Source organism: Reyranella aquatilis (assembly GCF_020880995.1).
In the GTDB taxonomy this organism is placed as follows: Bacteria; Pseudomonadota; Alphaproteobacteria; order Reyranellales; family Reyranellaceae; genus Reyranella; species Reyranella aquatilis.
On the sequence record NZ_JAJISD010000001.1, the window covers coordinates 612,901 to 638,869 of the forward strand.

The 25,969-nt window shown below is 66.9% G+C and carries 22 protein-coding genes; 7 read left to right on the forward strand and 15 right to left on the reverse strand.

Annotated features, from left to right (window positions below):
• Positions 1–48: 48 nt before the first annotated feature.
• The 4 genes from LJ725_RS02995 to LJ725_RS03010 all read right to left on the reverse strand — a co-directional run bounded on the left by LJ725_RS02995 (position 49) and on the right by LJ725_RS03010 (position 4,748).
• A complete protein-coding gene (locus LJ725_RS02995; protein WP_230549129.1) occupies positions 49–249 on the reverse strand; it encodes a hypothetical protein in 201 nt (66 codons plus the stop codon).
• Between the two features lie 13 nt (positions 250–262).
• A protein-coding gene (gene prfB / locus LJ725_RS03000) for a peptide chain release factor 2 (protein ID WP_230549130.1) occupies positions 263–1,385 on the reverse strand; the annotation gives its coding sequence in 2 pieces (ribosomal slippage) (positions 263–1,315 and positions 1,317–1,385; 1,122 coding nt in all).
• A gap of 20 nt (positions 1,386–1,405) precedes the next feature.
• A complete protein-coding gene (locus tag LJ725_RS03005) occupies positions 1,406–3,859 on the reverse strand; it encodes a penicillin-binding protein 1A (protein ID WP_230549131.1) in 2,454 nt (817 codons plus the stop codon).
• 55 nt (positions 3,860–3,914) lie between these two features.
• Entirely contained in the window at positions 3,915–4,748 is an 834-nt protein-coding gene (locus LJ725_RS03010) for an N-acetylmuramoyl-L-alanine amidase family protein (RefSeq protein ID WP_230549132.1), read from the reverse strand.
• Between the two features lie 478 nt (positions 4,749–5,226).
• On the opposite strand from LJ725_RS03010, the gene LJ725_RS03015 reads away from it, so the two are divergent.
• Both LJ725_RS03015 and LJ725_RS03020 read left to right on the forward strand, forming a co-directional pair.
• Entirely contained in the window at positions 5,227–8,160 is a 2,934-nt protein-coding gene (locus LJ725_RS03015; RefSeq protein WP_230549133.1) for an Rne/Rng family ribonuclease, read from the forward strand.
• Positions 8,161–8,173: 13 nt separating this feature from the next.
• A complete protein-coding gene (locus tag LJ725_RS03020; RefSeq protein WP_230549134.1) occupies positions 8,174–9,133 on the forward strand; it encodes a Bug family tripartite tricarboxylate transporter substrate binding protein in 960 nt (319 codons plus the stop codon).
• An 86-nt stretch (positions 9,134–9,219) separates the two neighbouring features.
• On the opposite strand, the gene LJ725_RS03025 is transcribed toward LJ725_RS03020, so the two are convergent.
• Positions 9,220–10,215, reverse strand: coding sequence for an aldo/keto reductase (locus LJ725_RS03025; protein ID WP_230549135.1), 996 nt, complete (start codon positions 10,213–10,215; stop codon positions 9,220–9,222).
• 141 nt (positions 10,216–10,356) lie between these two features.
• Between LJ725_RS03025 and LJ725_RS03030 the strand changes: the two genes are divergently transcribed.
• Together LJ725_RS03030 and LJ725_RS03035 are read left to right on the forward strand one after the other, a co-directional pair.
• Complete coding sequence (locus tag LJ725_RS03030; RefSeq protein WP_230549136.1) at positions 10,357–11,697, forward strand: FAD/NAD(P)-binding protein; 1,341 nt, start codon at positions 10,357–10,359, stop codon at positions 11,695–11,697.
• Positions 11,698–11,839: 142 nt separating this feature from the next.
• Positions 11,840–12,136 carry a winged helix-turn-helix domain-containing protein gene (locus LJ725_RS03035; RefSeq protein WP_230549692.1) on the forward strand — a complete coding sequence of 99 codons (297 nt, stop codon included), beginning with the start codon at positions 11,840–11,842 and terminating at the stop codon, positions 12,134–12,136.
• 78 nt (positions 12,137–12,214) lie between these two features.
• Here LJ725_RS03035 and modA read toward each other — a convergent pair whose 3' ends face one another.
• The 3 genes from modA to LJ725_RS03050 all read right to left on the reverse strand — a co-directional run bounded on the left by modA (position 12,215) and on the right by LJ725_RS03050 (position 15,450).
• Positions 12,215–13,009, reverse strand: a complete 795-nt coding sequence (modA, locus tag LJ725_RS03040) for a molybdate ABC transporter substrate-binding protein (RefSeq protein WP_230549137.1) — start codon at positions 13,007–13,009, stop codon at positions 12,215–12,217.
• Between the two features lie 188 nt (positions 13,010–13,197).
• Entirely contained in the window at positions 13,198–14,253 is a 1,056-nt protein-coding gene (locus LJ725_RS03045; RefSeq protein ID WP_230549138.1) for an acyl-CoA dehydrogenase family protein, read from the reverse strand.
• A gap of 12 nt (positions 14,254–14,265) precedes the next feature.
• Positions 14,266–15,450 carry an acyl-CoA dehydrogenase family protein gene (locus LJ725_RS03050; RefSeq protein WP_408015715.1) on the reverse strand — a complete coding sequence of 395 codons (1,185 nt, stop codon included), beginning with the start codon at positions 15,448–15,450 and terminating at the stop codon, positions 14,266–14,268.
• A gap of 49 nt (positions 15,451–15,499) precedes the next feature.
• Between LJ725_RS03050 and LJ725_RS03055 the strand changes: the two genes are divergently transcribed.
• On the forward strand, positions 15,500–15,976 hold the full coding sequence (locus LJ725_RS03055) for a nuclear transport factor 2 family protein (RefSeq protein ID WP_230549139.1): 477 nt from the start codon (positions 15,500–15,502) through the stop codon (positions 15,974–15,976).
• A 7-nt stretch (positions 15,977–15,983) separates the two neighbouring features.
• On the opposite strand, the gene LJ725_RS03060 is transcribed toward LJ725_RS03055, so the two are convergent.
• From LJ725_RS03060 to LJ725_RS03070, 3 genes are read right to left on the reverse strand one after another with little or no spacing between them, the layout of a single operon-like run.
• Positions 15,984–16,976 carry a DUF3298 domain-containing protein gene (locus LJ725_RS03060; protein WP_230549140.1) on the reverse strand — a complete coding sequence of 331 codons (993 nt, stop codon included), beginning with the start codon at positions 16,974–16,976 and terminating at the stop codon, positions 15,984–15,986.
• Positions 16,973–18,124 carry a pyridoxal phosphate-dependent aminotransferase gene (locus tag LJ725_RS03065; protein WP_230549141.1) on the reverse strand — a complete coding sequence of 384 codons (1,152 nt, stop codon included), beginning with the start codon at positions 18,122–18,124 and terminating at the stop codon, positions 16,973–16,975. The genes LJ725_RS03060 and LJ725_RS03065 overlap by 4 nt, the downstream gene beginning before the upstream one ends.
• Positions 18,125–18,132: 8 nt before the next feature.
• Entirely contained in the window at positions 18,133–19,509 is a 1,377-nt protein-coding gene (locus LJ725_RS03070) for a gamma-glutamyltransferase (protein ID WP_230549142.1), read from the reverse strand.
• Between LJ725_RS03070 and LJ725_RS03075 the strand changes: the two genes are divergently transcribed.
• Positions 19,496–20,866 carry a M48 family metalloprotease gene (locus tag LJ725_RS03075; RefSeq protein WP_230549143.1) on the forward strand — a complete coding sequence of 457 codons (1,371 nt, stop codon included), beginning with the start codon at positions 19,496–19,498 and terminating at the stop codon, positions 20,864–20,866. The genes LJ725_RS03070 and LJ725_RS03075 overlap by 14 nt on opposite strands.
• A gap of 21 nt (positions 20,867–20,887) precedes the next feature.
• Positions 20,888–21,664, forward strand: coding sequence for a DsbA family protein (locus LJ725_RS03080; protein WP_230549144.1), 777 nt, complete (start codon positions 20,888–20,890; stop codon positions 21,662–21,664).
• Here LJ725_RS03080 and LJ725_RS03085 read toward each other — a convergent pair.
• The 4 genes from LJ725_RS03085 to LJ725_RS03100 are packed head-to-tail and all read right to left on the reverse strand — an operon-like array spanning position 21,661 to position 25,953.
• The gene (locus LJ725_RS03085; protein WP_230549145.1) at positions 21,661–23,133 is read right to left on the reverse strand and encodes a hypothetical protein; all 1,473 of its coding nucleotides are present in this window, start codon (positions 23,131–23,133) and stop codon (positions 21,661–21,663) included. The genes LJ725_RS03080 and LJ725_RS03085 overlap by 4 nt on opposite strands.
• Entirely contained in the window at positions 23,130–23,771 is a 642-nt protein-coding gene (gene maiA, locus LJ725_RS03090; protein WP_230549146.1) for a maleylacetoacetate isomerase, read from the reverse strand. Before maiA ends, LJ725_RS03085 begins: the two co-directional genes overlap by 4 nt.
• 29 nt (positions 23,772–23,800) lie before the next feature.
• Positions 23,801–24,793: a fumarylacetoacetate hydrolase family protein gene (locus tag LJ725_RS03095; RefSeq protein WP_230549147.1), complete on the reverse strand. Its 993-nt coding sequence runs from the start codon at positions 24,791–24,793 to the stop codon at positions 23,801–23,803.
• Positions 24,794–24,804: 11 nt separating this feature from the next.
• Positions 24,805–25,953: a homogentisate 1,2-dioxygenase gene (locus LJ725_RS03100; protein WP_230549148.1), complete on the reverse strand. Its 1,149-nt coding sequence runs from the start codon at positions 25,951–25,953 to the stop codon at positions 24,805–24,807.
• Between the last annotated feature and the right edge of the window lie 16 nt (positions 25,954–25,969).

The following is a 25,969-nucleotide window of genomic DNA, read 5'->3' on the forward strand; positions in this document are numbered from 1 at the left end:
TTACCGGCAAAACTCGAGCGCCACTGGAGTGGCGCGCTCCAACGAGATTCAGTCCTTCACCGTCATGTCGACGGTACGCGCCTTGTGGGCATAGAGGTCGATCTTGGCCCACATGCGGGCCAGCGCGACCTCGTCTGCCTCCTTCTCGGTCTCGAAGGGGCCGTGCCAGGCCATCGTCTCGCGCACCGGCTTGTTCCAGTTGGCGCGACGATCCTCGATCTCATACTCGGCTTCGAACACGAACCACATGGCAGCCCACTCCCTAAGCGGCTTCCTTGTCATTGCCCTCGCCCACACGGGCGGCGAGCGAGGCGGCCATGAACTCGTCGAGATCGCCGTCCAGCACCTTCTGCGGGTCGGAGCGCTCCACGTTGGTGCGCAGGTCCTTCACCATCTGGTAGGGCTGCAGCACGTAGGAGCGGATCTGGTGGCCCCAGCCGATATCGGTCTTGTTGGCCTCGGCCTCGAGGCGCTCGGCCTCGCGCTTCTGCAACTCGACCTCGTAGAGGCGCGCCTTCAGCATCTGGATCGCCTTGGCGCGATTCTGATGCTGCGAACGCTCCTGCTGCACGGCGACGGCGATGCCGGTCGGCAGGTGGGTGATGCGCACGGCGGAATCGGTCTTGTTGACGTGCTGCCCGCCCGCGCCCGACGCGCGATAGGTATCGACCCGGAGATCCTTGTCGACCAGCTCGATCTCGATGTTGTCGTCGACCTCTGGATAGACCCAGACCGACGCGAACGAAGTCTGTCGGCGTGCGTTGCCGTCGAACGGCGAGATGCGGACCAGCCGGTGCACGCCGCTCTCGGTTTTCAGCCAGCCATAGGCGTTCGGGCCCTCGACCTTGTAGGCGCAGGATTTGATCCCGGCTTCTTCGCCGGCGCTCTCCTCGAGCCAGCTCACCTTGTAGCCGCGGCGCTCGGCCCAGCGCGTGTACATGCGCGCCAGCATCTCCGCCCAGTCCTGGGCCTCGGTGCCGCCGGCGCCGGCGTTGATCTCGATATAGGCGTTGTTGGCGTCGGCCTCGCCCGAAAGCAGCGTCTCGAGCCGCGCCGCCTTGGCTTCGGCGGTGGCCTCGCGCAGCGACTTCTCGCACTCGGCGATGGTGGCCTCGTCCTTCTCGGCCTCGGCCATCTCGATCAGGCCGACATTGTCGTCGACCGCCGCCCGCAGACGCCTGATCGCGCCGATCGATGCTTCGAGCCGGGTGCGCTCGCGCATCACCTTCTCGGCTTCCTTGGGATCGTTCCACAGCGCCGAATCCTCGGCGCGCGCGTTCAGTTCATCGAGACGGACGACCGCGCGGTCGTAGTCAAAGACGCCTCCTGAGGAGTGCGAGCGACTCCTCGATCTCGTTGACCATTGCTTGGGCTTCGGCGCGCATGACGGATCCGTTTCAGCTGACTAGTACGTCTCGCCAGTGCCCGAGAGACCCGGACGCCGGGGGCTGCCCGCCTGCTGCGGGCCCTGCGTGGGGTCTATAGCGGAATATGGGGCCGATCCGTCAAGCGGTGTGACCATATAGCCTTCCGAACCGGGCTCGGTGCCGGGCTTGAAGACCTCGTCGATCGTGCCGCCCTCGTAGCTGAAGCGGACCATGCGCAGGCCCGGCGGCACGCGGAACGGTGTCGGCGGCTTGCCCTTGAAGATCTCCTTGGCGATCGCCTCGTAGATCGGCACCGAGTTGCTGCCGCCGGTCTCCTGCGAACCCAGCGTGCGCGGTTCGTCGAATCCGATATAGACGCCGATTGTGATGTCGGGCGTCGATCCGAGGAACCAGTTGTCGTGGGCATCGTTCGTTGTGCCCGTCTTGCCCGCGATCGGACGGCCGAGCGCGCCCAGGCGTCCGGCGGTGCCCCGCGTCGTGACGCCCTGCATCATGCTGACGACCTGATAGACGGACGCGGGATCGTGGAACGGCTTGCGCGAATCGATGAGTTCGGGCGCCGCCGGCCGGGCATTACCCACCGCCTCGCCGCAGCCGCGACAGGCGCGCGGCTCGTGGCGATAGACTGTCTTCCCATTACGGTCCTGGACGCGGTCGACCAGCGACGGCGTGATCTCCAGCGCGCCGTTGGCCAGCATCGCGTAGGCCATCGTCATGCGCAGCAGCGTCGTTTCGCCGGCACCCAGCGCCATCGGCAGGTAGGCGCCCATACTGTCCGTGACGCCGAATTCCTTGGCCACGTCGACAACGCGCTTCATGCCGATCTGCTGGGCCATGCGCACCGTCATCAGGTTGCGCGACAGTTCGAGGCCACGCCGTACCGTGGTCGGTCCCAACATGTCGCCGCCGTAGTTCTTCGGCGTCCAAAGCGGCTGGCCGTGGCCGGGATCGTAGACGAACGGGGCATCGAGCACGATCGAGCCCGGCGTAAAGCCGGCGTCCATCGCCGCCAGGTAGACGAAAGGCTTGAAGGCCGAGCCAGGCTGTCGCGCGGCCTGGACGGCACGATTGAACTGGCTGCGGCCGTAGGACCATCCGCCGGACATCGCGAGCACGCGGCCCGTCTGGGTGTCCATCACCACAACACCGCCCTCGACGTTGGGCACCTGGCGCAAGGCATAGGTCTTCGGCGGATAGGGCTTGGCGCCGGCACCCGCGGGCTTCTCGACCTTCTCCACGACGATAACGTCGCCCACCGACACCACGTCGCGGGGACCGCGTGGCGCGGCGCCCACCGTCTGATTCTGCAGCGTTGGGCGCGCCCATGACATCTCCGCAAAAGGGACCGTTCCCTCCCCGTCCGGCAGGCCGACGATCTGGACCGACTGGGCGTCGACCTTGTTCACGACGGCGAGTTGCCACCCGGCCGGTCCCGCCAGCGGTCGTCGCTGGGCAATGCGGGCAAATTCCTCCTCCCAGACCGTCATGTCGGGGATCTTGGCGTATGGACCGCGCCAGCCGTGGCGGCGGTCGTAGGCGATCAGCCCATCGCGCAGCGCGTTGTCGGCGACGTTCTGGATGGCCGGATCGAGCGTCGTGCTGACGGTCAGGCCGCCTTCGTAGAGGCCCTTCTCGCCATAGGCGGCCATCAGGTTGCGGCGCACTTCCTCGGCGAAGAAGTCGGCCTGCGCCACTTCGGTGGCACTGCGGCGGCGGTACTGGAGCTTTTCGGCCTTGGCGGCCTGCGCCTCGGCGGCCGTGATGTAGCCATCCTCCATCATGCGATGAAGCACGTAGTCGCGCCGGGCGTAGGCCTCCTTCTCGTTGCGCACGATGTTGTAGCGGTTCGGTGCCTTCGGCAGCGCCGCGAGATAGGCGATCTCCGACAGCGAGAGTTCGTCGAGCGAGCGGTCGAAGTAGTTCAGCGCGGCCTGCGCCACGCCGTAGTTGCCCGAGCCGAGGTAGATCTCGTTCAGGTAGAGCTCGAGAATGCGTTCCTTGGAGTAGGTCTCCTCGATCCGGAACGCGAGGATGGCCTCGCGGATCTTGCGCGACAGCGTGGCCTGGTTGGTGAGCAGGAAGTTCTTGGCGACCTGCTGCGTCAGGCCGGACGCGCCCTCGGGCCGCTTGCCCGGGTTGGCCACGTTGGCGACCATGGCGCGGACCACGCCGATGAAGTCGATGCCCGGATGGGTGAAGAAGCGCTGGTCCTCGGCCGCGACGAAGGCTTCGAGCACCCGCTTGGGCATGGCGGCGACCGGCACGAACACGCGCTTTTCGCGGGCATACTCCGCGAGCAACTTGCCGTCCGAGGCGTAAAGGCGGGTCAGCGTCGCCGGTTGGTAGTCGGCCAGTTGCTTGTGGTCCGGCAGCCCGTGGCTGAAATGCCAGAAAAGGCCTGCGACGGTGCCGGTACCGACAATGAGGGCGGCGGTGGCGAACGCCAGGCTGATCTTGATGAAGTTTAGCACGGTCACTTTCTACGCGGCACCCACAGGGCCTTCAATGTCGCAGAATGGCCCGGACTTATGCCTTTCTTGTGGCGCCGAAATAGGCGTCCACCGACGCCCTGAGCGCCCGGGCAAGGGCCAATTGGTGCTGGCGGACGGTCAACAGTTTCTCGTCCTGCGAATTCGAAAGATAGCCAAGCTCGACCAGCGCCGCCGGAATGTCCGGAGACGTCAGAACGGCGAACCCAGCCTGCCTGTGGGTGCGCGGCAGCAGCCGCACGCCGTTGCGCGCGAAGGTGGCGACCACCGTGTCGGCCAGCCGGCGTGAATCGTTCACCGTCCCGCGCTGGCTCATGGCAACGAGAGTCTGGGCCACGTTGTCCGGTTGCTCCGAAAACTTCATCCCCAGTCCGACCATGCCGGCCCGGTTTTCCCGCGCGGCCAAGGCAGCCGCCTCGCGATCCGTCGCCTCCTCCGACAGGGTGTAGACGGAGGCGCCGCGCACGTCGTGGTCGCTGTGCGCATCCGCATGCAGGGACAGGAAGAGGTCGGCCTTGGCGGCCTGGGCACGAGCCACACGTTCGCGTAACGCGACGTAGTTGTCGGTGTTCCGCGACAGCAGCACCCGATACCGGTTCCCGGCCAGCAGCTCCCGCTGCAGTTCGCGGGCAATCGCGAGTACAACGGTCTTTTCCTGGGTTCCGCGGCCGCCCAGAGCCCCTGGATCTCGGCCGCCGTGGCCGGGGTCGAGGAACACCAGCTTGGGCTTGTCCATCGGCACGGTCGGCGTTGGCTTCTTGACGGATTTCTGACGCTTGGACGGCGCGGCCAGAGCGCCGCCCGTCGTCATCCCAAGCACGCTCACGCCGGCCAGAACGGCGAGCAGATGGCGACGGCGGAAATCGGACATGGCGAACGCCAAGGATGAAAGAGGGAGAAAATTGATTGAATATTGTTAAAGTAGTATCAGAAAAACGCCGGTAATTCCAAATAATTTCAATGTCTTAAAAGATCAATTTCAGACGACACAATCTTTTGATTGTCCGTCAGTTGCCAACCCCGTATGTTGCGTTCCGCGAGCAGTCGCCGTCGTTCGTAGCGCGCCTTCGGGTCGCGCTCCGACGGCAGTTTCCGAGCCAGACCGGGCTCGCGCCCTTGCAGAAATGGGGGCGCGGCGGGTCTGCGGAGAGACTGTCAGGCAGGCGGTGGCTATCAGGAAACTCGAGGTTGGCAGGACCCAGTCGTGGTCCGGCGGCGCGAAGCTTCCCCGTCTTGGCCAGAGTTGGCCGTTCGGCGGGTCGATGACGCACCGCTCCCCTCGCACGACGGAGGCGACATGGCCGCCGGTCGCTCGCGCTGGTTGGGATCGGACGCCTCGGAGCGAGCCCATGGCAAGGCGTATGCTCATCGATGCAAGTCACCCGGAAGAAACCCGGGTCGTTGTGGTCGATGGAACGAGACTTGAAGAATTCGACTTCGAAACCGCGAGCCGCAAGCCCCTCAAGGGCAATATCTATCTCGCGAAGGTCATCCGCATCGAACCGTCGCTCCAGGCGGCGTTCGTCGAGTACGGCGGCAACCGGCACGGCTTCCTGGCCTTCTCGGAAATCCATCCGGACTACTATCAGATCCCTGTCGCGGACCGCGAACGGCTGATCGCCGAGCAGCATCGCCTGCACGCCGAGGCCGAAGAGGACGAGCCTCGCCGGCGCGATCGCGTCGATCGTACCGATATCGAGGAGGCCCGCGAGGCTGTCGTGGCCGAAGCCGGCACAATCCCCGACGCTGCGGCCGATGCCAGTTCGACAGATGTCGTCGCAGGCGAACCCGGCCCCGAGGCGCCGGGTTTCGAGGCCGCCGCTCCTGAGGCGGTTCCCGCCGAAACGGTCGGCACGGAATCCTCGGCAGTCGAGACGACCGCCCGCGAGCCGGAACCGCAGGCCCAGCCTGCTGAAATCCCCGTCGAGCGCCTCGACGGACCGGTTCACGTCGAACCGCCCCCTGGCGACAGCGTGGCCGAAACCGCCACGGCAGAAGCTGCGCCTGTAGAGACGGTGGAGACGGCTCCCGCCGGCGAAGGCGATGCCGTCGCGGCCACCGAAGGCACCGAGCAGCCCGCCGAGACGAACGGCGAGGTTTCGACCGATCCGGCCGACGCGCCGCAGCCCGACGTCACGGTCGAGACGCTGGGCGGCGACGAGGTCGTCGAGGAGCGTGAGACGCGCGAGCGTCGTCGCCGCAACCCGATCCGCCAGTACAAGATCCAGGAAGTCATCAAGCGCCGGCAGATCCTGCTGGTGCAGGTCGTCAAGGAAGAGCGTGGCAACAAGGGCGCGGCGCTGACCACCTACCTCTCGCTGGCCGGCCGCTATTGCGTGCTGATGCCCAACGCCGGTCGCGGCGGCGGCATCTCACGCAAGATCTCCAACCCCGCCGATCGCAAGCGCATGAAGGAGATCCTGAGCGATCTCGACGTGCCGCAGGGCATGGGCGTGATCCTGCGCACAGCGGGCCTCGAGCGTTCCAACATCGACATCAAGCGCGACTACGAATACCTGTCGCGACTGTGGGATTCGATCCGCGAGATCACCATGCGCTCGACGGCGCCGGCGCTGATCTACGAGGAAGGCGATCTCATCAAGCGCTCGCTGCGCGACATCTACGACACCGACATCGCGCAGGTTCTCGTCGAGGGCGAGGCGGGCTTCCAGGGCGCCGCCGAGTTCATGCGCCAGCTGGTGCCACACCAGGCCAACAAGGTCGAGCTGTACAAGGAGCCGATCCCCCTCTTCCACCGCTACCAGGTGGAGAGCCAGTTCGACGCCATGCATTCGCCGACGGTGCAGCTGCGCTCCGGCGGATACATCGTCATCAATCCGACCGAAGCGCTGGTCGCCATCGACGTCAACTCCGGCCGTTCCACCAAGGAGCGGAACATCGAGGAGACGGCGTTGCGCACCAACCTCGAAGCGGCCGAGGAAATCGCCCGCCAGGTCCGCCTGCGCGACCTCGCCGGCCTGATCGTGATCGACTTCATCGACATGGAGGAGACGCGTCACCAGCGCCAGGTCGAGCACAAGGTGAAGGACTCGATGCGCACCGATCGTGCGCGCATCCAGATCGGCCGCATCTCCGCCTTCGGCCTGCTCGAGATGTCGCGCCAGCGGCTGCGTCCCAGCCTGCTCGAACACTCGACCGAGGTCTGCCCGCATTGCGCCGGCACCGGCCGGATCCGCTCGCTCGAATCGGCGTCGCTGCACGCGCTGCGTGCCATCGAGGAGGAAGGCGTACGGCGCCGCGCCAGCGAGATCGCCGTCAGCGTCCCGCCGAACGTGGCACTCTACCTGCTCAACCAGAAACGCCATTCGCTCTCGGAAATCGAGCAGCGCTACGGCTTCACGGTGATCGTCGAGGCCGACGAGGAACTGCACGCCGCCGATTGCGAGATCGAGCGCGTGCGGTCGCGCCGCGACGACCATCGCAACGACAGCCGCCCCGCGCCGGAACTGGCGCGCGCCAGCTACGATGAGGCTTCCAGCGACGAGGTCTCGTCAGACGAGGGCGAGATCGTCGAGGCCCGCGAGGGCGACGAGCGCGGCGAAGAGCGCGGTTCGGACGATGAAGGCGGCGAGGGCCGCGGCCGTCGCCGTCGCCGGCGCCGCCGTCGGGGTGGCCGCCGCGAGGATGGCGAGGGCGCCGAGGGGCCCCAGGTCAACGGCGAGGCTCGCGAGGGCGAGGAAGGGCGCTCCAACGGCGCGGCCGAAGACGACGCCGAAGGCGATGCGCCGGATGGAGAGCGCGATACCGCCCGGGCCGACGATGACGGCGCCGACGGTGATCGTCCGGACGGAGAGCGCAACGGAGAAGATCGTGGCGATGCGAACGGCGACCGCCGCCGTCGACGCGGTCGCCGCGGGGGCCGCCGCCGGCGCCGCGAGAACGGCGAAGGCGAGCCGATGCAGGGCGAAGGCAATGCCGACGCTCAGTCCGGGTCCTACGGCGAGGAGCCTGCCGAGAACGGCCATGATACGACGGAAGTGAACGGCAGCTTCGAGGCGCCGGCTTCGCCGCCGACTCCGCTGGAGGCCATGCCTGTCGAGCTCACGCCGCCGGAACGCGTGCCCTTCGATACGGGCGCGCCAGCCAACGTCGAAGCTGCTCCGCCACCGCCTCCCCCGGCCCCGCCGGTAGTCGCATCAGCGCCGCAGCCGATCGTGATGCCGGAACCGGAGCCCGCGCCCGCCGCTGCCCCGGCCCCGCCACCGGTGCCCGTGATCGAGGCGCCGCCGGAGAAGCCCAAGCGCGGCTGGTGGCGCCGGTAGGCAGGAACCCAGCATGCGCCGCCGTTCCCTGATCGTCGGCGCTGCTGCGCTGCCCTTCGCCAGCGCGGCGAAGGCGGATGCGTTTCCGAATGGCCCGTTCCGCATCATCGTGCCGTTCGGTCCGGGCTCGGCCACCGACCAGAGCGCCCGCAACGTCGCCGAAGGCCTGAACAAGGCCTTCGGTGTCCCGGCCGTCGTCGAGAACAAGCCGGGGGCCAACGGCGCGATTGCCGCCGACGTCGCAGCCAAGGCCAAGCCCGATGGACAGACCATCTTCGTCTGCTCCAACACCGCTGCGGCCTCGAACGTCGCGCTGATGAAGTCCCTGCCCTACGACCCTCTGAAGGACTTCGATCCCGTCACCATCATAGGCCGTGCGCCGGTGTTCATGATCGTGAACCCGAAGATCGAGGCGAAGACAGCCGGCGAGTTCGTCGCCCTTTGCAAGCGCCAGCCGGGCAAGATCAACTTCGGCTCGGGCAGCGCCTCGACGCGTATCTCGGGCGAGTTGCTCAAAGCCAAAGCCGGCATCGACATGCTGCACGTGCCCTACAAGAGCACGCCCGCCGCCCTTCAGGACACGATGGCCGGCCACGTGCAGATGTGCTTCGCCGATCCGGTCACAAGCCTGCCGCAGGTCAAGGCCGGCACGGTGCGCTGCCTCGGCGTCGGCAGTCGCGGCCGCTATCCTCTCACGCCCGACATCCCGACGCTGATCGAGCAGGGCATCCCCGATTTCGGGTTGATGACCTGGACCGGCATCCTGATGCCGCGTGGCGTGCCGCAACCCGTCATGGCGAAGCTGCGCGAGGCCATGCTCAGGGCCATTACCGATCCCGCCTATGTCGAGCGCCAGGCCCAGGGCGGCTCGGAAATCGCGCCCTGCACGCCCGAGGAGATGCGGCGCATCATGGTCGCCGAGATCGAACTCTATCGCGAGATGATGAAGGTCGCCGGCATCGAGCCGGAATAGAGCCCTGTTCGATTCTTGTCGATCGACGGAGCGGCCGGCTCGATACACGATCTGGCCGGCCTTACTCTTTCGGATCCCCTCGCCTTTCAGCGCTCGACATCAACGGCGCGCCATTCGTGCGTGAGTTGGTCGAGCCTGGTCTTGATGTCGTTCGGCAGCGGTCCCTGCTCAGCCGCGGCGAAACTGTCGGCGAGCTGCTCGGGCTTCGACGCGCCGATGATCGGCGCGGTGATCGCCTGGTTCGAAAGTGTCCAGCGCATTGCCATCACCGCCATGCTCATGCCCGCCTCGACGGCGACACCGCGGATCGCCTCGATGGTCTCGAATTCGCGTTGGTGCCAGTAGCGCTCCTGGTAGCGTGCACCGGCCGTGCCGAACTGGAACCGCGAGCCGTCCGGCGGCGGGACCGCGCCGTTATACTTGCCGGTAAGGAGACCACCGGCCAGCGGATTGTAGGGAATCACCGCAATCCCCTCCTCCTCGCACAACGGCAGCAGATCGCGCTCGTAGCTGCGAAAAAGGAGATTGTACCGCGGCTGTACCGAATCGATGCGAGCGGTGTTCTTCACCTCGGCGCGACCGATCCCGCGTGCCACCTTGTGCGCCGGCCAGTTGGAGACGCCGACATAGCGCGCCTTGCCCTGCCGCACGACCGTGTCGAGTGCGTCCATCGTCTCGTCGAGCGGCGTGTCCGGGTCGTAACGATGAAGCTGGTAGAGGTCGACATAGTCGGTGCCGAGCCGCTTCAGCGACGCCTCGATCGCTTCCAGCACGTGCTTGCGCGAGGTGCCCTGGTCCCAGGGGTTGCGCCCCATAGCCCCCGCGCACTTGGTGGCGATGACGTATTGATGACGCTTGCCCTTCAGCCAGTCGCCGACGATCTGCTCGGTGCGGCCCACCGTGTCGCGCCGGCCGCCCAGCGGGTACACATTGGCGGTGTCGAGGAAATTGATGCCGCCCGCCGCCGCGGCGTCGAGAATGGCATTGCTCTGCCCCGCATCGCATTGCAGGCCGAACGTCATCGTGCCGAGGCAGAGCTTCGAGACGCGTAGGCCGGTGCGGCCAAACTTCGTATTCTGCATGAGTCTCTCCCGGGCGTCCGTCACCACCGACGCGCCAGGCATCGTAACGGTGTCGGGCGCTGCCGATCCAGATCGCCCAGCGCCGAGGCGTCGCACCTCGATTGCTGGCGTTCGCCGCAACGCCTCTGCCATACTTCGGCAATGCAGCATTCGGAGTCGTCTTCCTCGCCGGTCGACATCGCGATCGTCGGCGGCGGCGCCAGCGGCGTGCTGCTGGCCGCCCAGCTCGTGCGCAAGAGCCGGCTCCGCGTCGCTCTCGTCGAGCGCGGCAACCATCCGGGCCTCGGGGTCGCCTATTCGACCCACTGCCTGCATCATCTCCTCAACGTTCGCGCCAGCGACATGACGGCCTTGGCCGACGAGCCCGAGCACTTCGTGGACTGGCTGGCGCGCGACGGGCGCGGCTACGGCCGCGCCGATTTCGTTCCCCGCGCGATCTATGGCAGCTACCTTCAGGATCTGCTCGCCGAATCGATCCAGCGCTCCGACGGGCGCCTCCGGGTCGTCACGGGCGACGTCACGGCCATCCACGACCGGCAGATCGGCGTTGAACTCGACATCGAAGGCCAGCCTCCGCTGCGCGCCCGCAAGGCCGTGCTGGCGACCGGCCATCGCCCGCCGTCGAAGGACTCCGGCGCCTATCACGGCAATCCCTGGCGCGACGAGGCCATCGCCGGCCTCGCGCCCGAGGGGTCGATCCTGCTGATCGGCACCAGCCTGACGATGATCGACGTGCTGCTCTCGCTGCTGGAGCAAGGCCACGCGGGCCCGATCGTCGCCCTCTCCCGCCGCGGACTGGTGCCCCACCGTCATCCGCCCGCGCCGCTGCCCTCGCCCAAGGTCGACACCAGCGATCTCTTCGAAGGCAGCCTCTCGCAACGCACGCACCGTTTCCGGGCCAAGCTGCGCGATGGGCTCGGCTGGCCGGGGCTGATGCAACTTCTGCGGCCGCACAACAACGAGCTGTGGCACGGGCTGAACCTCGACCAGCGCAAACGCTTCCTGCGCCATCTGAGACCCTGGTGGGACATCCATCGCCATCGCGTCGCGCCGCAGATCGGCGAGCAGATCGATGCCGCCAAGGCGCGCGGACAGCTTTCGATCGTCTCCGGCCGTATCGAGATCGGACAGGCGACGGACGACAAGGTCGAGGTCACCATCGTGCGGCGCGGCTCGGACGTCCGCGAAACGCGCAGCTTCGATCGCGTGGTGGACTGCCGCGGACCGCGCAACGAGGTCGACGTGCACGTGCCGCTGCATGCGCAGTTGGTGAAGGACGGTAAGCTGCGCCCCGATTCGCTCAATCAGGGCCTCGACGTGGCGGTCGACGAGGCGCTGATCGGACGCGATGGCACGCCGTCCGACCGCCTCTACGTCCTCGGACCGCCGACGCGGGGGCGGTACACCGAGATCGTGGCGATCCCGGACATCCGGCTGCAGGCTGCGGACGTGGCCAAGGGCCTCATCGCCGCGCTGAGATAGCGATCTGGCGTCGGGTACGGCGCCGCATCATACTCCGGCCATGGGACGCGGACCTGCCAAGAAGCCAGCCAGACCGACCGGGAAATCCTCCCTGCATCTCCGGATCGATTTCGGCAGTGAACGTTCGATCGGTCCGGGCAAAGTGCGATTGCTGGAGCTGATCAACGAGACCGGATCCATCTCGGCGGCCGGCCGCGCCCTCGCGATGTCCTACCGGCAGGCATGGCTCCTGGTCGACGAGATGAACCAGATGTTCCGCGATCCCGTGGTCGCCGCGCAGACAGGCGGCGGCGGTGGTGGCGGGACAACGGTGACCGAGACGGGCAACGACATCGTGCGGCTCTATCGCGAGATGGAGCGCCGTGCCTATGACGCCGCCTCATCGGAGATCCGATCGCTGGCCCGCCTGCTCACACCGCAGGACGGCAGCCCGCACTAGAAACCCGCGAAGCCGTTCGACAATCGCGTTCTTCATCCTCTCTATGTCCTGCTGGATATAGGGCACGTCGATCGTGGGCTAGTTCAGTACGGCGAAGCCCTGCCTTTCGAAGAAGGGCTTCGCAGCCGGCGACTTCAGATAGTCGACGAAGGCCTGCGCGTCCGGATTGGCCGAGGTCGACAGCAGCGCCATCGGATAGATGATCGCCGGATGCGAATCGGCTGGGAAAGCGCCGACGATGCGCACCGCCGGGTCGGAGGCCGCGTCGGTCCGGTAGACGATGCCGAGCGGCGCCTCTCCGCGCGAGACCAGGGTCAGTGCCATCCGGACGTTTTCGGCCTGCGCGACGCGGTCGGCGACCGACGACCACACGCCGAGATACTCCAGCGCCGCCTTGCCGTACTTGCCCGCCGGCACCGCCTCGACGCTGCCCATCGCGAGCCGGCCGTCGCTGCCCAATGCACCGCGCAGGTCGAAGCCCTTGCCGATCCTGAGATCGATCCTGGAATCCTTGCCGGCGATCAGGACGATCTGGTTGCCGAGATAGTCCGAGCGGCTGGCCGGCTTGATCAGCTTGCGTTCCGCGACATGGTCCATCCACGGCACGTCGGCCGAGATGAAGATGTCGGCGGGAATGCCCGCCTCGATCTGCCTGGCCAGCGCTGAACTCGCCGCGTAGGAGATTCTGGTCGTCTTGCCTGTCTTCCTCGCCCAGTCGGCCGAGGCCTCGTCCAGCGCGTTCTTGAGGCTGGCGGCAGCGAGGACGACGACGTCCTTGCCCTGCGCCATCGCCTGATGAGCGATCCCCGCCGATGCCACGAACAAGGCGGTGAGCGTCGATACCAGTACGAATGTTCCGCGAAAGCGCAGCATGCCGCCTCCCTTGCACAAGGGCGCTATATCTCATTAGATATAGCGATAGTCCACCAGAATCGGATCGCGGGGATTGTCGCCCGCGCCGACTCAAGCGGAATACATCAGGCGCTTAGCCGTGACCGTGGGGAGTGCCCGGACGGACCGGATCTCTCGCGACCGGATCGGTCGCGAGAGGCCGTGCCGTCTCAGGCGGCGTAGCGGCTCTCCGACAGCGCCGGCCAGAGATCGTCCTTGCCGGCGCGGGCGAAGGACTGACCGATCTTCTCGCCCCAGAAGCTTTCGCTGCCGAAATCGCGGCGCCACACCCAGAGCCTGCGCGTGTAGTGATGCAGGATGTGCTCGTGGGTGAAACCCATCGCGCCCATCGACTGGTGCGAGATGGCGGCGATCCGGTGCGCGAAGTCCGAACACTGGGTCTTGGCGGCGGCGATCGAGAAACTGCCACCATCGGCAAGGCCGCCCTCGTCGGCATCGCGCGCGGCCGCTTCCGCCGCGGCGATGGTCGCGGCGACGTAGCTCGCGAGTTCCGCCAGCATGTGCTGAACCGCCTGGAAGGTCGAGATCGGCCGGCCGAACTGCACGCGCTGCTTGCAGTATTCGGTCGCCGTCACCAGTACCTTGTCGGCGGCACCCGCCATCTGCATCGAGCGGGCGAGTGCCGCCAGTTCGAGCGCACGGTCGGCACTGACCGTAGAGGCCGCCGAGAATTCCGGCGTGGCGCCGTCGAACGACACCGAACCATAGGGCTCGCCGGCATGGCTCGGCGCATCCTCGATCGTCGCCGCATCGCGGGGAACCACGACCAGCGTCGACTTGCCGCCCGTCGTCACGATCGACACGAAGCGTTCGGCGACGCCGGCGAACGGCACGCGCGCGACCTTGCCGCTCACGCGTCCGCCCTGGAGGGACAGGTCTCCGAGCGCCAGTGTCGAGGGGCCGGTCGCGGGCTTGCCGCCGGCGGCGGCCACCAACAGGTTGGCCAGCGCTGTCTCGGCGACCGGCACGGGCACGGCGTGTTCGCCGGCCACGCGCAGCAGCGCCATCAGGTCGGCAAGCGTTCCACCGACACCTTCCAGTTCCTCCGGAACGGCGATCAGCGGCAGGCCCATCTCCTCGATCTCCTTCCAGAGATCGGCGGGCCACACGCCCTTCTCGACGCCGTTGACGACGTCCTTGGCCGAACGCTCCGCGAAGAAGCGGGTGGCGGTCTCCAGCAGCATGTCACGGGTATCACGGTCCATGATCTTCCTCCTTCAGCGCAGACCAAGGCCGCGGGCGACGATGCCGCGCAGGACCTGGGTGGTGCCGCCCTGGATGGTGTAGCTCGGCGCCATCATCGTCGCGTATTGGGCGACATCGAGGAAGTCGGCGAGATCGTCCTCCGTCGTGGCGTCGGATTCGGCCAGCGTGCGCGCGATCTCCGGCAGGTCCTGCTGGTAGATGGTCCCAAGATCCTTCACGAGCGACGCTTCGATGGCCGGCGACTTGCCGCCCTGCATCATGCCGGCGACGGCCGTCGACATCTGGCGCAGGGTCCACAGGCGCGCGATCAGGCGGCCGAGGATGGCGCTGGCGCGCTTCGCCGGCTGGCGGCCGAGCACGCGCACCAGTTCGCGCAGCACGTAGACGTTCTGCATGAAGCGCTCGGGCCCGGAGCGCTCGAAGGCCAGCTCGCTCGTGACCTGAAGCCAGCCGTCACCCTCGTTGCCGATCAGGCAATCCTCGGGGATGAATGCATCGGAGAACGTCACCTCGTTCCAGTCGTGACGACCGGCGAGGTTGATGATCGGACGGATCGTAATGCCCGGAGTCTTGAGATCGACCAGAAGCTGGCTCAGCCCCTTGTGACGGTCGCCGTGCTGGCCGGACGTGCGGACCAGCGTGATGCAGTAATGGTTGCGGTGCGCGCCCGAGGTCCAGACCTTGGTGCCGTTCACACGAAAACCGCCCGGCACCGGCTCGGCGCGGGTGCGCACTGAAGCTAGATCCGATCCCGAATCCGGCTCGGACATGCCGATGCTGAAATAGCACTCGCCCTTGACGATGCGCGGCAGGATCGCCTGACGCTGCTGCTCGGTGCCGAACTTGAGAAGCAACGGACCGGACTGGCGGTCCGCCACCCAGTGCGAACCGGCCGGCGCACTGTTGCCGAGCAGTTCCTCGGTCACGACAAGACGGTCGAGGAAGGTGCGCTCGGCGCCGCCATACTGCTTGGGCCAGGTGATGCCGAGCCAGCCCTTGGCGCCCAGCGCCCGGCTGAACTCGGGCGACGCCGTGTTCCAGCTTGCGAAGCGGTCCTCGGTCTTGATCTTGGGCAGCGTTTCCTTGAGGAACGCGCGGACTTCCTCGCGCAAGGCCTCGGCCTCGGCGGGCAGATGGAACGGCGGAAACTCGAGCTTGGGGATGGACATCATGATCTCGATGGTTGGATGCACCATCTGTGTCGGCTAATCCTGTAACGCGCAACCCGTGAGTTTCGAGGGTCGAATGCCCCGCCGTGCCCCACGCCTGCCGCCACTCTTGGCGGAATTCGACGATGACGAGCGCGATGCCGTCCTGGCCGCCAACCGCGCCTTCTACCGGGCGTTCAACGAGCGCGACGACGCCGCCATGGACCTGATCTGGGCGCCGACCGGCGCGGTCGTCTGCCTCCATCCCGGGCAGCCGGCGCTCTACGATCGGGCGGAGATCATGGCGAGCTGGCGCGCCATCATGAAGCATCCCGAGGCGCCGCGCGTGCGCTGCACCGAAGAATGGGTGCTGGGACGTCCGGGCCTCGCGCTGGTGACCTGCCGCGAGATCCTGCCCAACGGTCAGCTCATGGCGAGCAATCTCTATGTCCGCATGACCGACGGCTGGCACATGGCGAGCCATCATTCCGGGCCGGTCCCGCCCGTCGCGACCGAGCGCCCGACACCTGCCGGCACCGCGGTCGGCGCGCGCGACCGGCGCAAGCTGCACTAGGCGAGGTTCAGCGAGCGACCAGACTTCCGGGTCGGAGCAGCGGCTTCAACCGGCTGTAGGGAATGTCGACAGTATAGGGGCCGGCTGAGTACGGGCCGACTTCGTACTGGTTGAAGTAGACCTGGAGCCTGTCGCTCTGCCAGCAGAAGCGCTCGGCGCTGTTGACCGTCTTGGTGAGCTTTCGCGGCTCCAGCGCATCCTCGAACCCGGGGTTCTCGACAAACTGCTTCTTAAGGTCGGCCCCGACGATCGCTGTCACCTCTTTCAGCCAGGGCGCACCTTCGGCAAAGACGCCGGACGGCGGAACAGGCTTGCCAGTGTGCAGGTCGACCAGCGCACAGGTCAGGCTCCCATAGCCATGGGCACCGCCGGTGTAGGCCCAGAACGTCAGCGCCACGGTGATCGAGTCGGGTCCCGGCCGATAGAGCGCGTAGCTCTGCATCGCCTCCCACTGCTCTTCCCGATCGACGCCGGCATCGACGCCCGGCGTCGTCTCCTTGGCAGCCTTCGCCGCCGAATCGGCATAGGCGCGGTTGAGAGCCGAAAAGTCCGCCGTATTACCGGCGAACCTCGGATACCGAAGGTCGAGCGTGTACGTCACCTTGCCGACCTTGCCCGTCTTCTCGATCGCCTGGTCCTCGACGAAAGGATAGGGACCGGCGGCGGAGGCCTTGAGATCGGCGATCCGGTCGGCATACCGCGTCGTCAGGCAGCGCTCGATCACATCCGGATCTTCGTTCGTCCGGCAGGCGCGGTTTCGACCGACGATCCAGCGGATCTGGCTCTTCTCGAGACTCTCCTTGGCCGGCCCCGTGAGCTTGGCCGCCAAGGCGGCATAGAGGCCAGCCAGTTCCCGGTCGGCCTTCGCCAGTTCCGGCGACTTGCAGACCGCGCGCTCGGAGGCGTTTGACGCTTTGGCGCAATCGAAGCTCGGAGCGCCCTGGGCCGCCGCCGCCACCGGAAGGAGCGCGACCAACGCCGCGATGCCGAACCTCGTCATCCCCGCCTCCACGCCTTGAGGCGGCGGACCGCCTCCTCCATCTCCGCGGTCGAGCCGGCGAACGAGATGCGCAATGTGCCTGCGCCCCTCGCCCGGTCGAAATCGATCCCCGGCGTCGTCGCCACGCCGGCCTCGCGCAGCATGCGGCTGCAGAACTCGCGGCTGTCGTTGGTGAGGTGAGAGACGTCGGCGTAGATGTAGAAGGCGCCCTGCGCAGGCGTGAGCCGGTCGAGGCCGGCGTCCGGCAGGCCGGCCATCAGCAGGTCGCGATTGGCGCGGTACCGCTCCACGTGGCCGTCGAGTTCTTCCCGGCAGTCGAAGGCGGCCAGCGCGGCATGCTGGCTGAGCGTCGGCACCGAGATGAAGAAGTTCTGCGTCAGCCGCTCGATCGATCGCACCATGTCGGCCGGCACGACCAACCAGCCCACCCGCCAGCCCGTCATCGAGAAGTACTTCGAGAAGCTGTTCACAACGATCGCGGTGTCCGACACCTCGGCCGCCGAGTGGGTTTCGCCCTCATAGACGATGCCGTGATAGATCTCGTCGGAAATCAACCGCACACCGTTGGCGTTGCACCAGTCGGCCAGCGCCTTCAGTTCGTCGCGCGTCACCATCGTGCCCGTCGGGTTGGACGGGCTCGCCACGATCAGCCCGTCGAGATGACCGGCCTTCTCCAGCGCCGCGACGGTCGGCTGGAATCGGTCAGCCGCCGAGGTCGGCAGATCGACCGCCTCAAGATTGAGAGCGGCCAGGATATTGCGATAGGCCGGATAGCCGGGCGCGGCGAGAGCCACGCGATCACCGGCATCGAAGCTCGCCAGGAACGCCAGAGGAAAGCCGCCCGACGATCCGGTCGTGACCACGACGCGCTCGGCCGACACGTCGGCGCCATAGGTCTCTCGATAGTGCCGCGCGATGCGTTCCCGCAGCGCCGGCATGCCGAGCGCCGCCACGTAGCCCAGCCGGTCGGCATCGAGCGCTGCATGCGCGGCCGCCAGCGCGGCCTTGGGCGCGGGCGTACTGGGTTGCCCGACCTCGAGATGGATCACGACGTCGCCCGCCGCCTCCTTCTCCGCGGCCGCCGCCATCACGTCCATGACGATGAACGGGTCGACGCCGCCGGAACGGCGCGAGAGCTTGCCCGACATATCGCGCTCTATTCGGTGGCGAGCGTCGACAGGCCCGCGCCCGCTGGATCGGCCCCGGTCCGGCAGGCTTCCGGCTTGCCGCGCAGGCCCGACGGGCAGGCGATCGCGTTCACGAAGCCTCCCTGCGCCCGCCTGTTGGCCAGCACCGTCGCGAGGTTCTTGTCGTTGTCGATCACCTCCCGCGCGACGAAGCCCGTCGCCTGGGCCGCGCCCGGACCACCGCCGCCGGCGCCTGCAAAGGTGAATTCGCCATTGCCGGGATTCGCGATGATCAGCGGACTGACCGAAGCGGCCTCCGGGTTCGGCGATCCCAGCAGGATGCCGCTGCCGGGAACCATCACGCGGGCGCCGAAAAGCTGGCCCATCGACAACTCGCAGGCCGCGGCTCCACCCTTGGAATCGACCGCTGCGAACCCGGCAAAGCCCCCGGAATCGGCAGGCGTGCCGCCGCTCGGCGCGGCGCCGTTCCAGCCCGCCAGCGCGGCCGCACCGGCGGCCGGCGCCGGCGCGACGTAGACCCGGCTGCGATATTGGCTCACGGACTGGGGCGCCGCGGAAATGGGGATCGTGTTGCGCAACGTATCCACCGGCAGACTGCCGCCCGCCTGCGACACCTGTTCCGAGAAGGTGCGCGCCAATGCGCCCTGGAAGAACTCGGCGCCGCCCCGCTGGCGGATGCCGCCCAGCACCGTCGCGAGTTCGGGCTGAACCAGCGACGAGCCCTCACCGGCCGAACCCAAGATGCGTCGCGCCTCCGAATCCCCGCCGAGGAGCGCACCCCCTGCCTGAAGGTCTCGGGCGAGCGCGCGCGACACAGGGAAGCCGAACCGCGCAAGCCGTTCGGCCGGCGAGACGGTCTGCTCCCAGCGCAGCTGCCCATGCCGCACATGCATCAGCGTAATGGCCCGAACCCCGCCCGGTACCGAAAAGGGAGTACCCCTCACACCGCCCGGCGCCGCGATCGGCGGAAAGACGAACGCCTCGGCCTTCTTGGTCTTCTCGTTGTGGACAACGCAGGCGCCTGATGCGCCGAGCGACGCCGCCGACGGCAGCGTCACGGCCAGTGCAAAATACATCGCAACCGCGGCATCGGTCGCATTGCCTCCCGCCAGGAGGATATCTCGACCGACTTCGGCCGCGCGCCCCTCCTCGGCGGTGACGGCCGCGAACGACGTACCCTTGGTGACCGGCGACAGGCCCCGCCTGTTGGCCGGCAATCCGGCCGGGTTGGTCGCGTTCTCGTCGCGGTCGCGCTGACGGTCCGTCTCACTAAAGCCACAACCCGTGACCAGAAAGAGGCCAACGAAGGCTGCGTTGCACAATTGACGCGGCCAACGACCGTTCATAGCCTGTCTCAGCCCTGTGCCGACCTTGTTCAAACGCATCGCCACCCTCTTCTGTCTGACGCTGTTCGCGCTGGCACCGTTTCGTGCCGCGACGGCTCAGCAAGGTCAACGCCTCAATCTGATCCGCGACGCCGAGATCGAGAGCACGATCCGCACCTTCACCGTTCCAATCTGGAAGGCCGCAGGTCTCGATCCCAATGGCGTCGAGATCATGATCGTCCAGGATGGTTCGCTCAATGCCTTCGTGGCGGGTGGCCAGCGCATCTTCATCAATACCGGCTTGATCATGCGTACCGAGCGGCCGAACCAGCTGATCGGCGTCATGGCCCATGAAAGCGGCCACATCGCCGGCGGCCACCTGGCCCGTATGCAGGAGGAGCTGCGCGGCCTCTCGACGCTGCAGATCCTGGAGACGATCCTTGCGGGCGGCGCCATGGCAGGAGGCGCACTGGGAGGCGCGGCAGGCGGTAGCGGCGGCCACAGCGGCGGCACGGGACGTCCGATGGCGCCCGGCTCCCTGATGTCGTTCCTGAAGTACACGCAGACCCAGGAAAGCGCCGCTGATCAGGCTGCCATCACCTACCTGCAGCGCACCGGCCAGTCGCCCAAGGGCACGATCGAATTCCTGCGCTACATGCAGCGCGAGGAGAAGCTCGCGATCAACCGGCGCGATCCTTATCTGACGACGCATCCTTTGACACCGGAACGGATTTCAGCGTTCGAGCAGGCGGCGGCAAATTCGCCCTACGCCAACACACCCGACACGCCGCAATTCCTCATGCTGCATCAGCGCATGGTGGCCAAGCTGTACGGCTTCATCGCGCCCGACGCCGCACTGCAGCGCTACACGGAAGCCGACCGATCGGTGCCGGCCCGCTACGCCCGTGCCATCGCGCTCTACAGAAAGGGCGCGCTGGGCTCGGCGTTGCTGACGATCGACGGGCTGCTCAAGGAATTTCCGAACGATCCCTACTTCCACGAAGTTCGGGGCCAGATGCTCTATGAGAACGGGCGCGCGGCCGAGTCGATCGCCTCCTATCGACGAGCCGTGCAACTCGCCCCGTCGGCGGCGATCCTGAAGATCGACCTCGCCCGGGCACTGCTCGATGTGAACACCCCCGATAACGACCGCGAAGCGGTGCGCAACCTGGAACTGGCGACGCAGCAGGAAGCGGGAAGTTTCGAACTCTGGCGCCTGATGGCATCGGGCTACTCCAAGCTCAACAATCCGGGTATGACGTCGCTGGCTCGAGCCGAGATGGCGGCCCTACGAGGGCAGCGCAGCGAGGCACAGACACACGCCGAGGCTGCATCGCGTCAGCTCCCTGCCGGAACGCCGGCCTGGCAACGCGCGCAGGATCTCAAGGCCTACATCAACAGCCGGCCCCGCAAGTAGCCGGCCCGGGAGAAAATCAGGATGCGTTCCCTTCTACTGGCGACCCTCGTCGGTCTGATCGTCATCGGCGCCGCCGTTGCGAGTCGGACCTCCCTCCCCCGGATCAAGGAGGCGCCGATGTCCGCTGCCGCCGCCACCGACCCGCCGGTCCCGGCCGACCTCGGCAAGAGCATCCGGGCGTATCTGATGGCCAATCCGGAGGTCCTGGTCGAGGCGATGCAGGAACTGGAGCGCAAGCAGGACAGTCAGCGCGACGCCGTCGCCCTCAAAGCGATCGCGCAGAACGAGGCCGAGTTGTTCCGCGACCCTGAAAGCCCGGTGGGCGGCAATCCCGCCGGCGACGTCACGATCGTCGAGTTCAACGACTATCAGTGCCCCTACTGCAAGCGCGCCTACCAGGCCGTGAAGTCGGTCACGGGCACCGACGGCAAGGTGAAGATCGTCTACAAGGACCTGCCGATCCTCGGCGAGGCCTCCCGGATCGCCGCCCTGGCGGCGCTCGCCTCGATCAAGCAGGGCAAGCACAAGGAACTCCACAACGCACTGATGGAGTTCAACGGCAAGCTCGACCGCGAGAAGATCCTCGAGGTGGCCACCGCGGTCGGCCTCGACATCGCCCAACTCCAGAAGGACATGGACGATCCGAAGCTGAAGCAGATCATCGAACGCAACATGGCGCTAGCCGGGGCGCTCGGCGTGCGTGGCACGCCGGCATTCGTCATCGGCAAGCAGTTCGTCCCGGGCGCGGTCGACGCCGAAGCCCTGAAGGCCCTGATCGCGGACGCCCGCAAGAGCTAACGCGACACCGTCGCGGTGAGACCGAGCGCATTGACGAGGTCCGCGCCCGGCTTCAGCAGGTAGTCGATCTTTTCGAGGCCGAGCGCCGGTTGAGGTGCTGCCTCTACGGTCAGGGTCCCGCCCTGCTCCACGAAGCGGGCGATCGAATCGAGCAGCTTCGACAGGTCCTGGGTGATCAGGACGCCGGGCGGCTGGTAGCGGCGGATTTCGGCCGCCAGTGCCGCGCGCTCGGCCGCGGCCGGCTGGCCGCTCAGTCGCGATTTGGCCTGAAGGCTCCGCTGCAGCAAGCTCTTGTCGGCGATGACGAGCTTGGCCGACTTGAGGGCAGCCTTCGTCCCCAGCAGCGCGAAGAAATCGGCCGAATCGAGGGCGCGCCAGAATTCGTCATCCGTGTCGACCACCTGCGCGGCCAGGGAGACGTCGGCCAGGTCGCGACCGCCCAGGCTGCAATTCTCGACCCGCACCACATGGCGGACCCGATCCTCGACGGTGCTGCAGTCGAAGCCCACACGCACCTCCCTGAGGTTCATCGACTGCATAACCATGCGCATCCCCACGGCTTCGACACTGCGCAAGGACGGGGCGAGCACGAGGTCCTCGATCCTGAACCGTGAGCGGCTCGAATCCGGCCCTTCGCTCACCGTCTCGGTCGATACGCTACCCAAGGACAAGCCATAGCGGGCCATGAGATCCCCGCCGAAGCCCGTCATCCGACCCTCGGCAACGGGAACCCGCCCGATCGGCGTGCCCGGCTCCCAATCGAGCGAGGACCCCACGGCGATCGGCCGGCGCACATCGACGCCGCGCGCCGTGACGTCGGCGATCGTGAGGCCGGCCATGCGGGCGCTGCCCGGCTTCACCTGGAAGTCCTTCACTTCGACGGAGGCGACGAGGCCGCGGTCATAGCCGGCGACGGACAGGCGCGCCGCCGAGTATCTCGTCTGCTCGAAGGTAATGTGGCTGGCATCTCTCTGCTCGAGCCGCTCGACCGACAACGCGCCGAGCAAGCGTGCAAACATCACCTCGTTGCGGAACGGGCCCTCGTACGCCGCGTCGTAGCGGGGAAGGTCGAAATTGGCCGCCGTCAGTTCGCCGATCGACCACGAATCGCCCGTATCGGGGGTGGCCAGCCGGAAGTTGCGCATATGGAACCGCGCCACCCTGAGCGGATCCCCCCAGCTCAATCCTCCCAGCGGCACCCTTCCCCGGACCAGTTCGCCCAGAGGCCAGGCGAGTCCGCCGGCTTCCCATTCGTCGATCGTCAGTTCGCCGTGCGCCCCTCCCGAAATGCCGCGCAACGTGATGGTGCGATCGAGCAGGCCGACCTTGACCGTCTCCGCCTTAAGCCCTCCCTGTTCGAGGGCGGCGCGCAGGCGGGTCGCGGCATAGCCCTCGGCAGCTGGAAGGGATGCGGCTGCGCCCCCCAGCAGGAAAACGACGGCAGCGATCGCGACGAAGGACTTTCTCACGGTTCTGCGTCCGGCTGTTTCGAGGGCTGTGCCGCGTCGAACGCGGGGAGCTTCATGCAGGCTTCGTGGATTCGCCCGATCAGCGGATAGCGCTGCATATCGACCTTGAAGCGGGCGGCGTTGAAGACCTGCGGCACGAGGCACAGGTCGGCCATCGTGGGCCGGTCGCCGTGGCTGTACGTGCCGGCACCGCCCTGCTTCAGCGTCGCTTCGTAGGCATCGAAGCCCGTCTCGATCCAGTGCCGCGACCAGGTGAAGGCGCTTTCCTCGGTCTGCCCGAACTTCTGGCGGAGATAGGCCATAACGCGGAGATTCTGGATGGGATGGATGTCGGCGCTCACGATCAGCGACAGCGCTCGCACCCGCGCCCGGGCAACCGGATCCTTCGGGAGGATGGCAGGCTCGGGATGCGTCTCCTCCAGATACTCCAGGATCGCCAGCGACTGGGTCAGCACCTGCCCATCATCGAGGACCAGCGCAGGAACAAGCTTCTGAGGATTGATCGCGGCATAGTCGGCCGACGATTGCTCGCCCCGGCGCAGGTGCCGCGACGCGTGCTCGACCGCAATGCCCTTGAGGTTCAGGGCAATGCGGACACGAAACGCCGCCGAGGACCGAAAATAGCCAATGAGCTTCATGACCGCCTCCGCGGCCACTCTAGCACGGCTCAGGCGGGTGGCGTGTAGCGGACGACCTTCTGGTCGATGGCGCCGAAGATGGACTTGCCGGCCCGATTGAACATCTCGATCCGGATGTGATCGCCGAAGCTCATGAAGGGCGTCAGCGGCTTGCCGCCCTCGAGGGTCTCGCGGACTCGGCGCTCGGCGATGCATGAGCAGCCGACAGCCGGATCGCGGTTCGCCACGGTTCCCGACCCGACGATGGTACCAGCCTCCAGGTGACGGGTGCGTGCGGCGTGCGCAATCAGCTGGCCGAAATCGAAGGTGAGGTCGGTGGCCGCGTTCGGATGACCGAACTCCTTGCCGTTCAACGTCGAGATCAGGGGCCGGTCGAGCCGCGCCCCGTTCCAGTCGTCGCCAAGCTCGTCCGGCGTCACGGCGACCGGTGCGAAGGCCGTCGCAGGTTTGCCATGGAAGAAGCCGAAGCCCTTCGCGAGCTCGCCCACGATGACGTTGCGCAGCGAGACGTCGTTCAGGATCGTCACCAGCTTGATGTGCTTGCGGGCGGCTTGCGGTGAAATACCCATCGGCACGTCGTCGACCATCACGCCGATCTCCCCCTCGAAATCGATACCCCAGGCCTCGTCGGCCATCTCGATTTCGTCGTTGGGCCCAATGAACGAGTCCGACCCGCCCTGGTACATCAGCGGATCGGTCCAGAAGGACGGCGGCATCTCGACGCCGCGCGCCTTGCGCACCAGCTCCACGTGCACGACGTAGGCCGAGCCGTCGGCCCACTGGTAGGCGCGCGGCAGCGGCGCCGCCAGGGCCGTGGTGTCGAGTTCGAACGAGCCCACTGCCTTGTCATCCTCGAGCTGCTCGGCCAGCGCACGCAGCCTCGGCGCGATCGAGCTCCAGTCTTCGAGCGCTTTCTGCAGGGTGGGCGCCACGGTCGTGGCTCGCACGCCGCGCGTCAGGTCACGGTTCACCACGATCAGCGTGCCGTCGCGGCCGCCTTCCTTGAGCGATCCCAGCTTCATTGTGCGCTTCCCTACTCCGCTGCCTGCTTCATTTCCTGGGGCCGCCAGGACTTCACGTAACCCTCGAACTCCACGCCGGCCGGCATGGCCGCGACATCGATCGCGTCCCGCGTGTCGATCATCACCGCCACCTCGTCGGTCTCGGTCTTGCCGCCCTTGGTTGCCGCATTGAAGGCCTTGGGATGCGGGCCGTGCGTGAAGCCGGTGGGGTGCACCGTCATCATGCCCGGGTGGATGTTGTCGCGGCTGAAGAAGCTGCCCTTGTGATAGAAGATCACTTCCTCGAAATCGTCGTTGTTATGGAAGAACGGCAGGCGCAGCGCCTCCGGATCGCTTTCCAGCGGACGCGGCACGAAGGTGCACACGACGAAGCGGCCGGTGGCCCAGGTCGTATGGGCCGACGGCGGCAGATGGAAGCGATGGCTCATCAGCGGCCGCAGATCGCGCCAGTTGATGCGCACGACGCTCAGGTCGCCATGCCAGCCGATCGCGTCGAGCGGATTGAAGGGATAGGTCACGGTCGAGAGCGCGTTGCGCCGCTTGACCGAAACTCTCCAGGTGCGCTCGTCCTGCTGGGCGAGGAAGGCCTCGTCGATGCGCGGCGTATCGAGCATCGCAGGATCGAAGATGGCGTGACGGCCGACGAGGCCCTTGTCCGGCAAGGTGAAGTGATCGTTGGTCGCCTCGATCATCAGCGACGTGGTGGGCTTCGCCGGCTCCAGTCGCCACATGGTGCCGCGCGGGATCACGAGATAGTCACCCCCGGCATAGTCGAGATGACCGTAGTCGCAGAACAGCGCACCGTTGCCCTCGTGGATGAAGAGGAGTTGGTCACCGTCGCTGTTTCGCGCGAGTTCGGGCATCGCCTTGTCGAGGCGCCAGTAGCGCATCTGCAGGTGATTGTTACCCATGACCAGGTCCGCGTTCCACGGATTGGCCTGCACCGTTGCCAGCTTGTTGAGGTCCAGAGCACGCGGCCGGATGGGGCCGTCGAACTCGACCCAGTCGGTCGGCTTGTGGCGATGATGGAACTGCGCGGACGGGCCGAAAAAGCCCTCCTTGCTGATCTCGCGCTCGTAGGTTCCCTCCGGCAGCCGCACATGCGCCTGGCGCGAGGCAGTACCTTCCACCTGGCGCAGCGGAATCCAGTTCTTGGCCATGGTTTCCTCCGTCGAT

Excerpts from the sequence above, each read along its gene's own strand:
- modA (WP_230549137.1), bottom strand. The coding sequence starts at position 13,009 with ATGCTGCGCTTTCGCGGAACATTCGTACTGGTATCGACGCTCACCGCC.
- LJ725_RS03020 (WP_230549134.1), top strand. The coding sequence starts at position 8,174 with ATGCGCCGCCGTTCCCTGATCGTCGGCGCTGCTGCGCTGCCCTTCGCC.
- LJ725_RS03070 (WP_230549142.1), bottom strand. The coding sequence starts at position 19,509 with ATGCGTTTGAACAAGGTCGGCACAGGGCTGAGACAGGCTATGAACGGT.
- LJ725_RS03095 (WP_230549147.1), bottom strand. The coding sequence starts at position 24,793 with ATGAAGCTGGGATCGCTCAAGGAAGGCGGCCGCGACGGCACGCTGATC.
- LJ725_RS03060 (WP_230549140.1), bottom strand. The coding sequence starts at position 16,976 with ATGACGAGGTTCGGCATCGCGGCGTTGGTCGCGCTCCTTCCGGTGGCG.
- maiA (WP_230549146.1), bottom strand. The coding sequence starts at position 23,771 with ATGAAGCTCATTGGCTATTTTCGGTCCTCGGCGGCGTTTCGTGTCCGC.
- LJ725_RS02995 (WP_230549129.1), bottom strand. The coding sequence starts at position 249 with ATGTGGTTCGTGTTCGAAGCCGAGTATGAGATCGAGGATCGTCGCGCC.
- LJ725_RS03045 (WP_230549138.1), bottom strand. The coding sequence starts at position 14,253 with ATGGACCGTGATACCCGTGACATGCTGCTGGAGACCGCCACCCGCTTC.
- LJ725_RS03100 (WP_230549148.1), bottom strand. The coding sequence starts at position 25,953 with ATGGCCAAGAACTGGATTCCGCTGCGCCAGGTGGAAGGTACTGCCTCG.
- LJ725_RS03055 (WP_230549139.1), top strand. The coding sequence starts at position 15,500 with ATGCCCCGCCGTGCCCCACGCCTGCCGCCACTCTTGGCGGAATTCGAC.
- LJ725_RS03030 (WP_230549136.1), top strand. The coding sequence starts at position 10,357 with ATGCAGCATTCGGAGTCGTCTTCCTCGCCGGTCGACATCGCGATCGTC.
- LJ725_RS03025 (WP_230549135.1), bottom strand. The coding sequence starts at position 10,215 with ATGCAGAATACGAAGTTTGGCCGCACCGGCCTACGCGTCTCGAAGCTC.
- LJ725_RS03080 (WP_230549144.1), top strand. The coding sequence starts at position 20,888 with ATGCGTTCCCTTCTACTGGCGACCCTCGTCGGTCTGATCGTCATCGGC.
- LJ725_RS03050 (WP_408015715.1), bottom strand. The coding sequence starts at position 15,450 with ATGGTGCATCCAACCATCGAGATCATGATGTCCATCCCCAAGCTCGAG.
- LJ725_RS03065 (WP_230549141.1), bottom strand. The coding sequence starts at position 18,124 with ATGTCGGGCAAGCTCTCGCGCCGTTCCGGCGGCGTCGACCCGTTCATC.
- LJ725_RS03010 (WP_230549132.1), bottom strand. The coding sequence starts at position 4,748 with ATGTCCGATTTCCGCCGTCGCCATCTGCTCGCCGTTCTGGCCGGCGTG.
- LJ725_RS03015 (WP_230549133.1), top strand. The coding sequence starts at position 5,227 with ATGGCAAGGCGTATGCTCATCGATGCAAGTCACCCGGAAGAAACCCGG.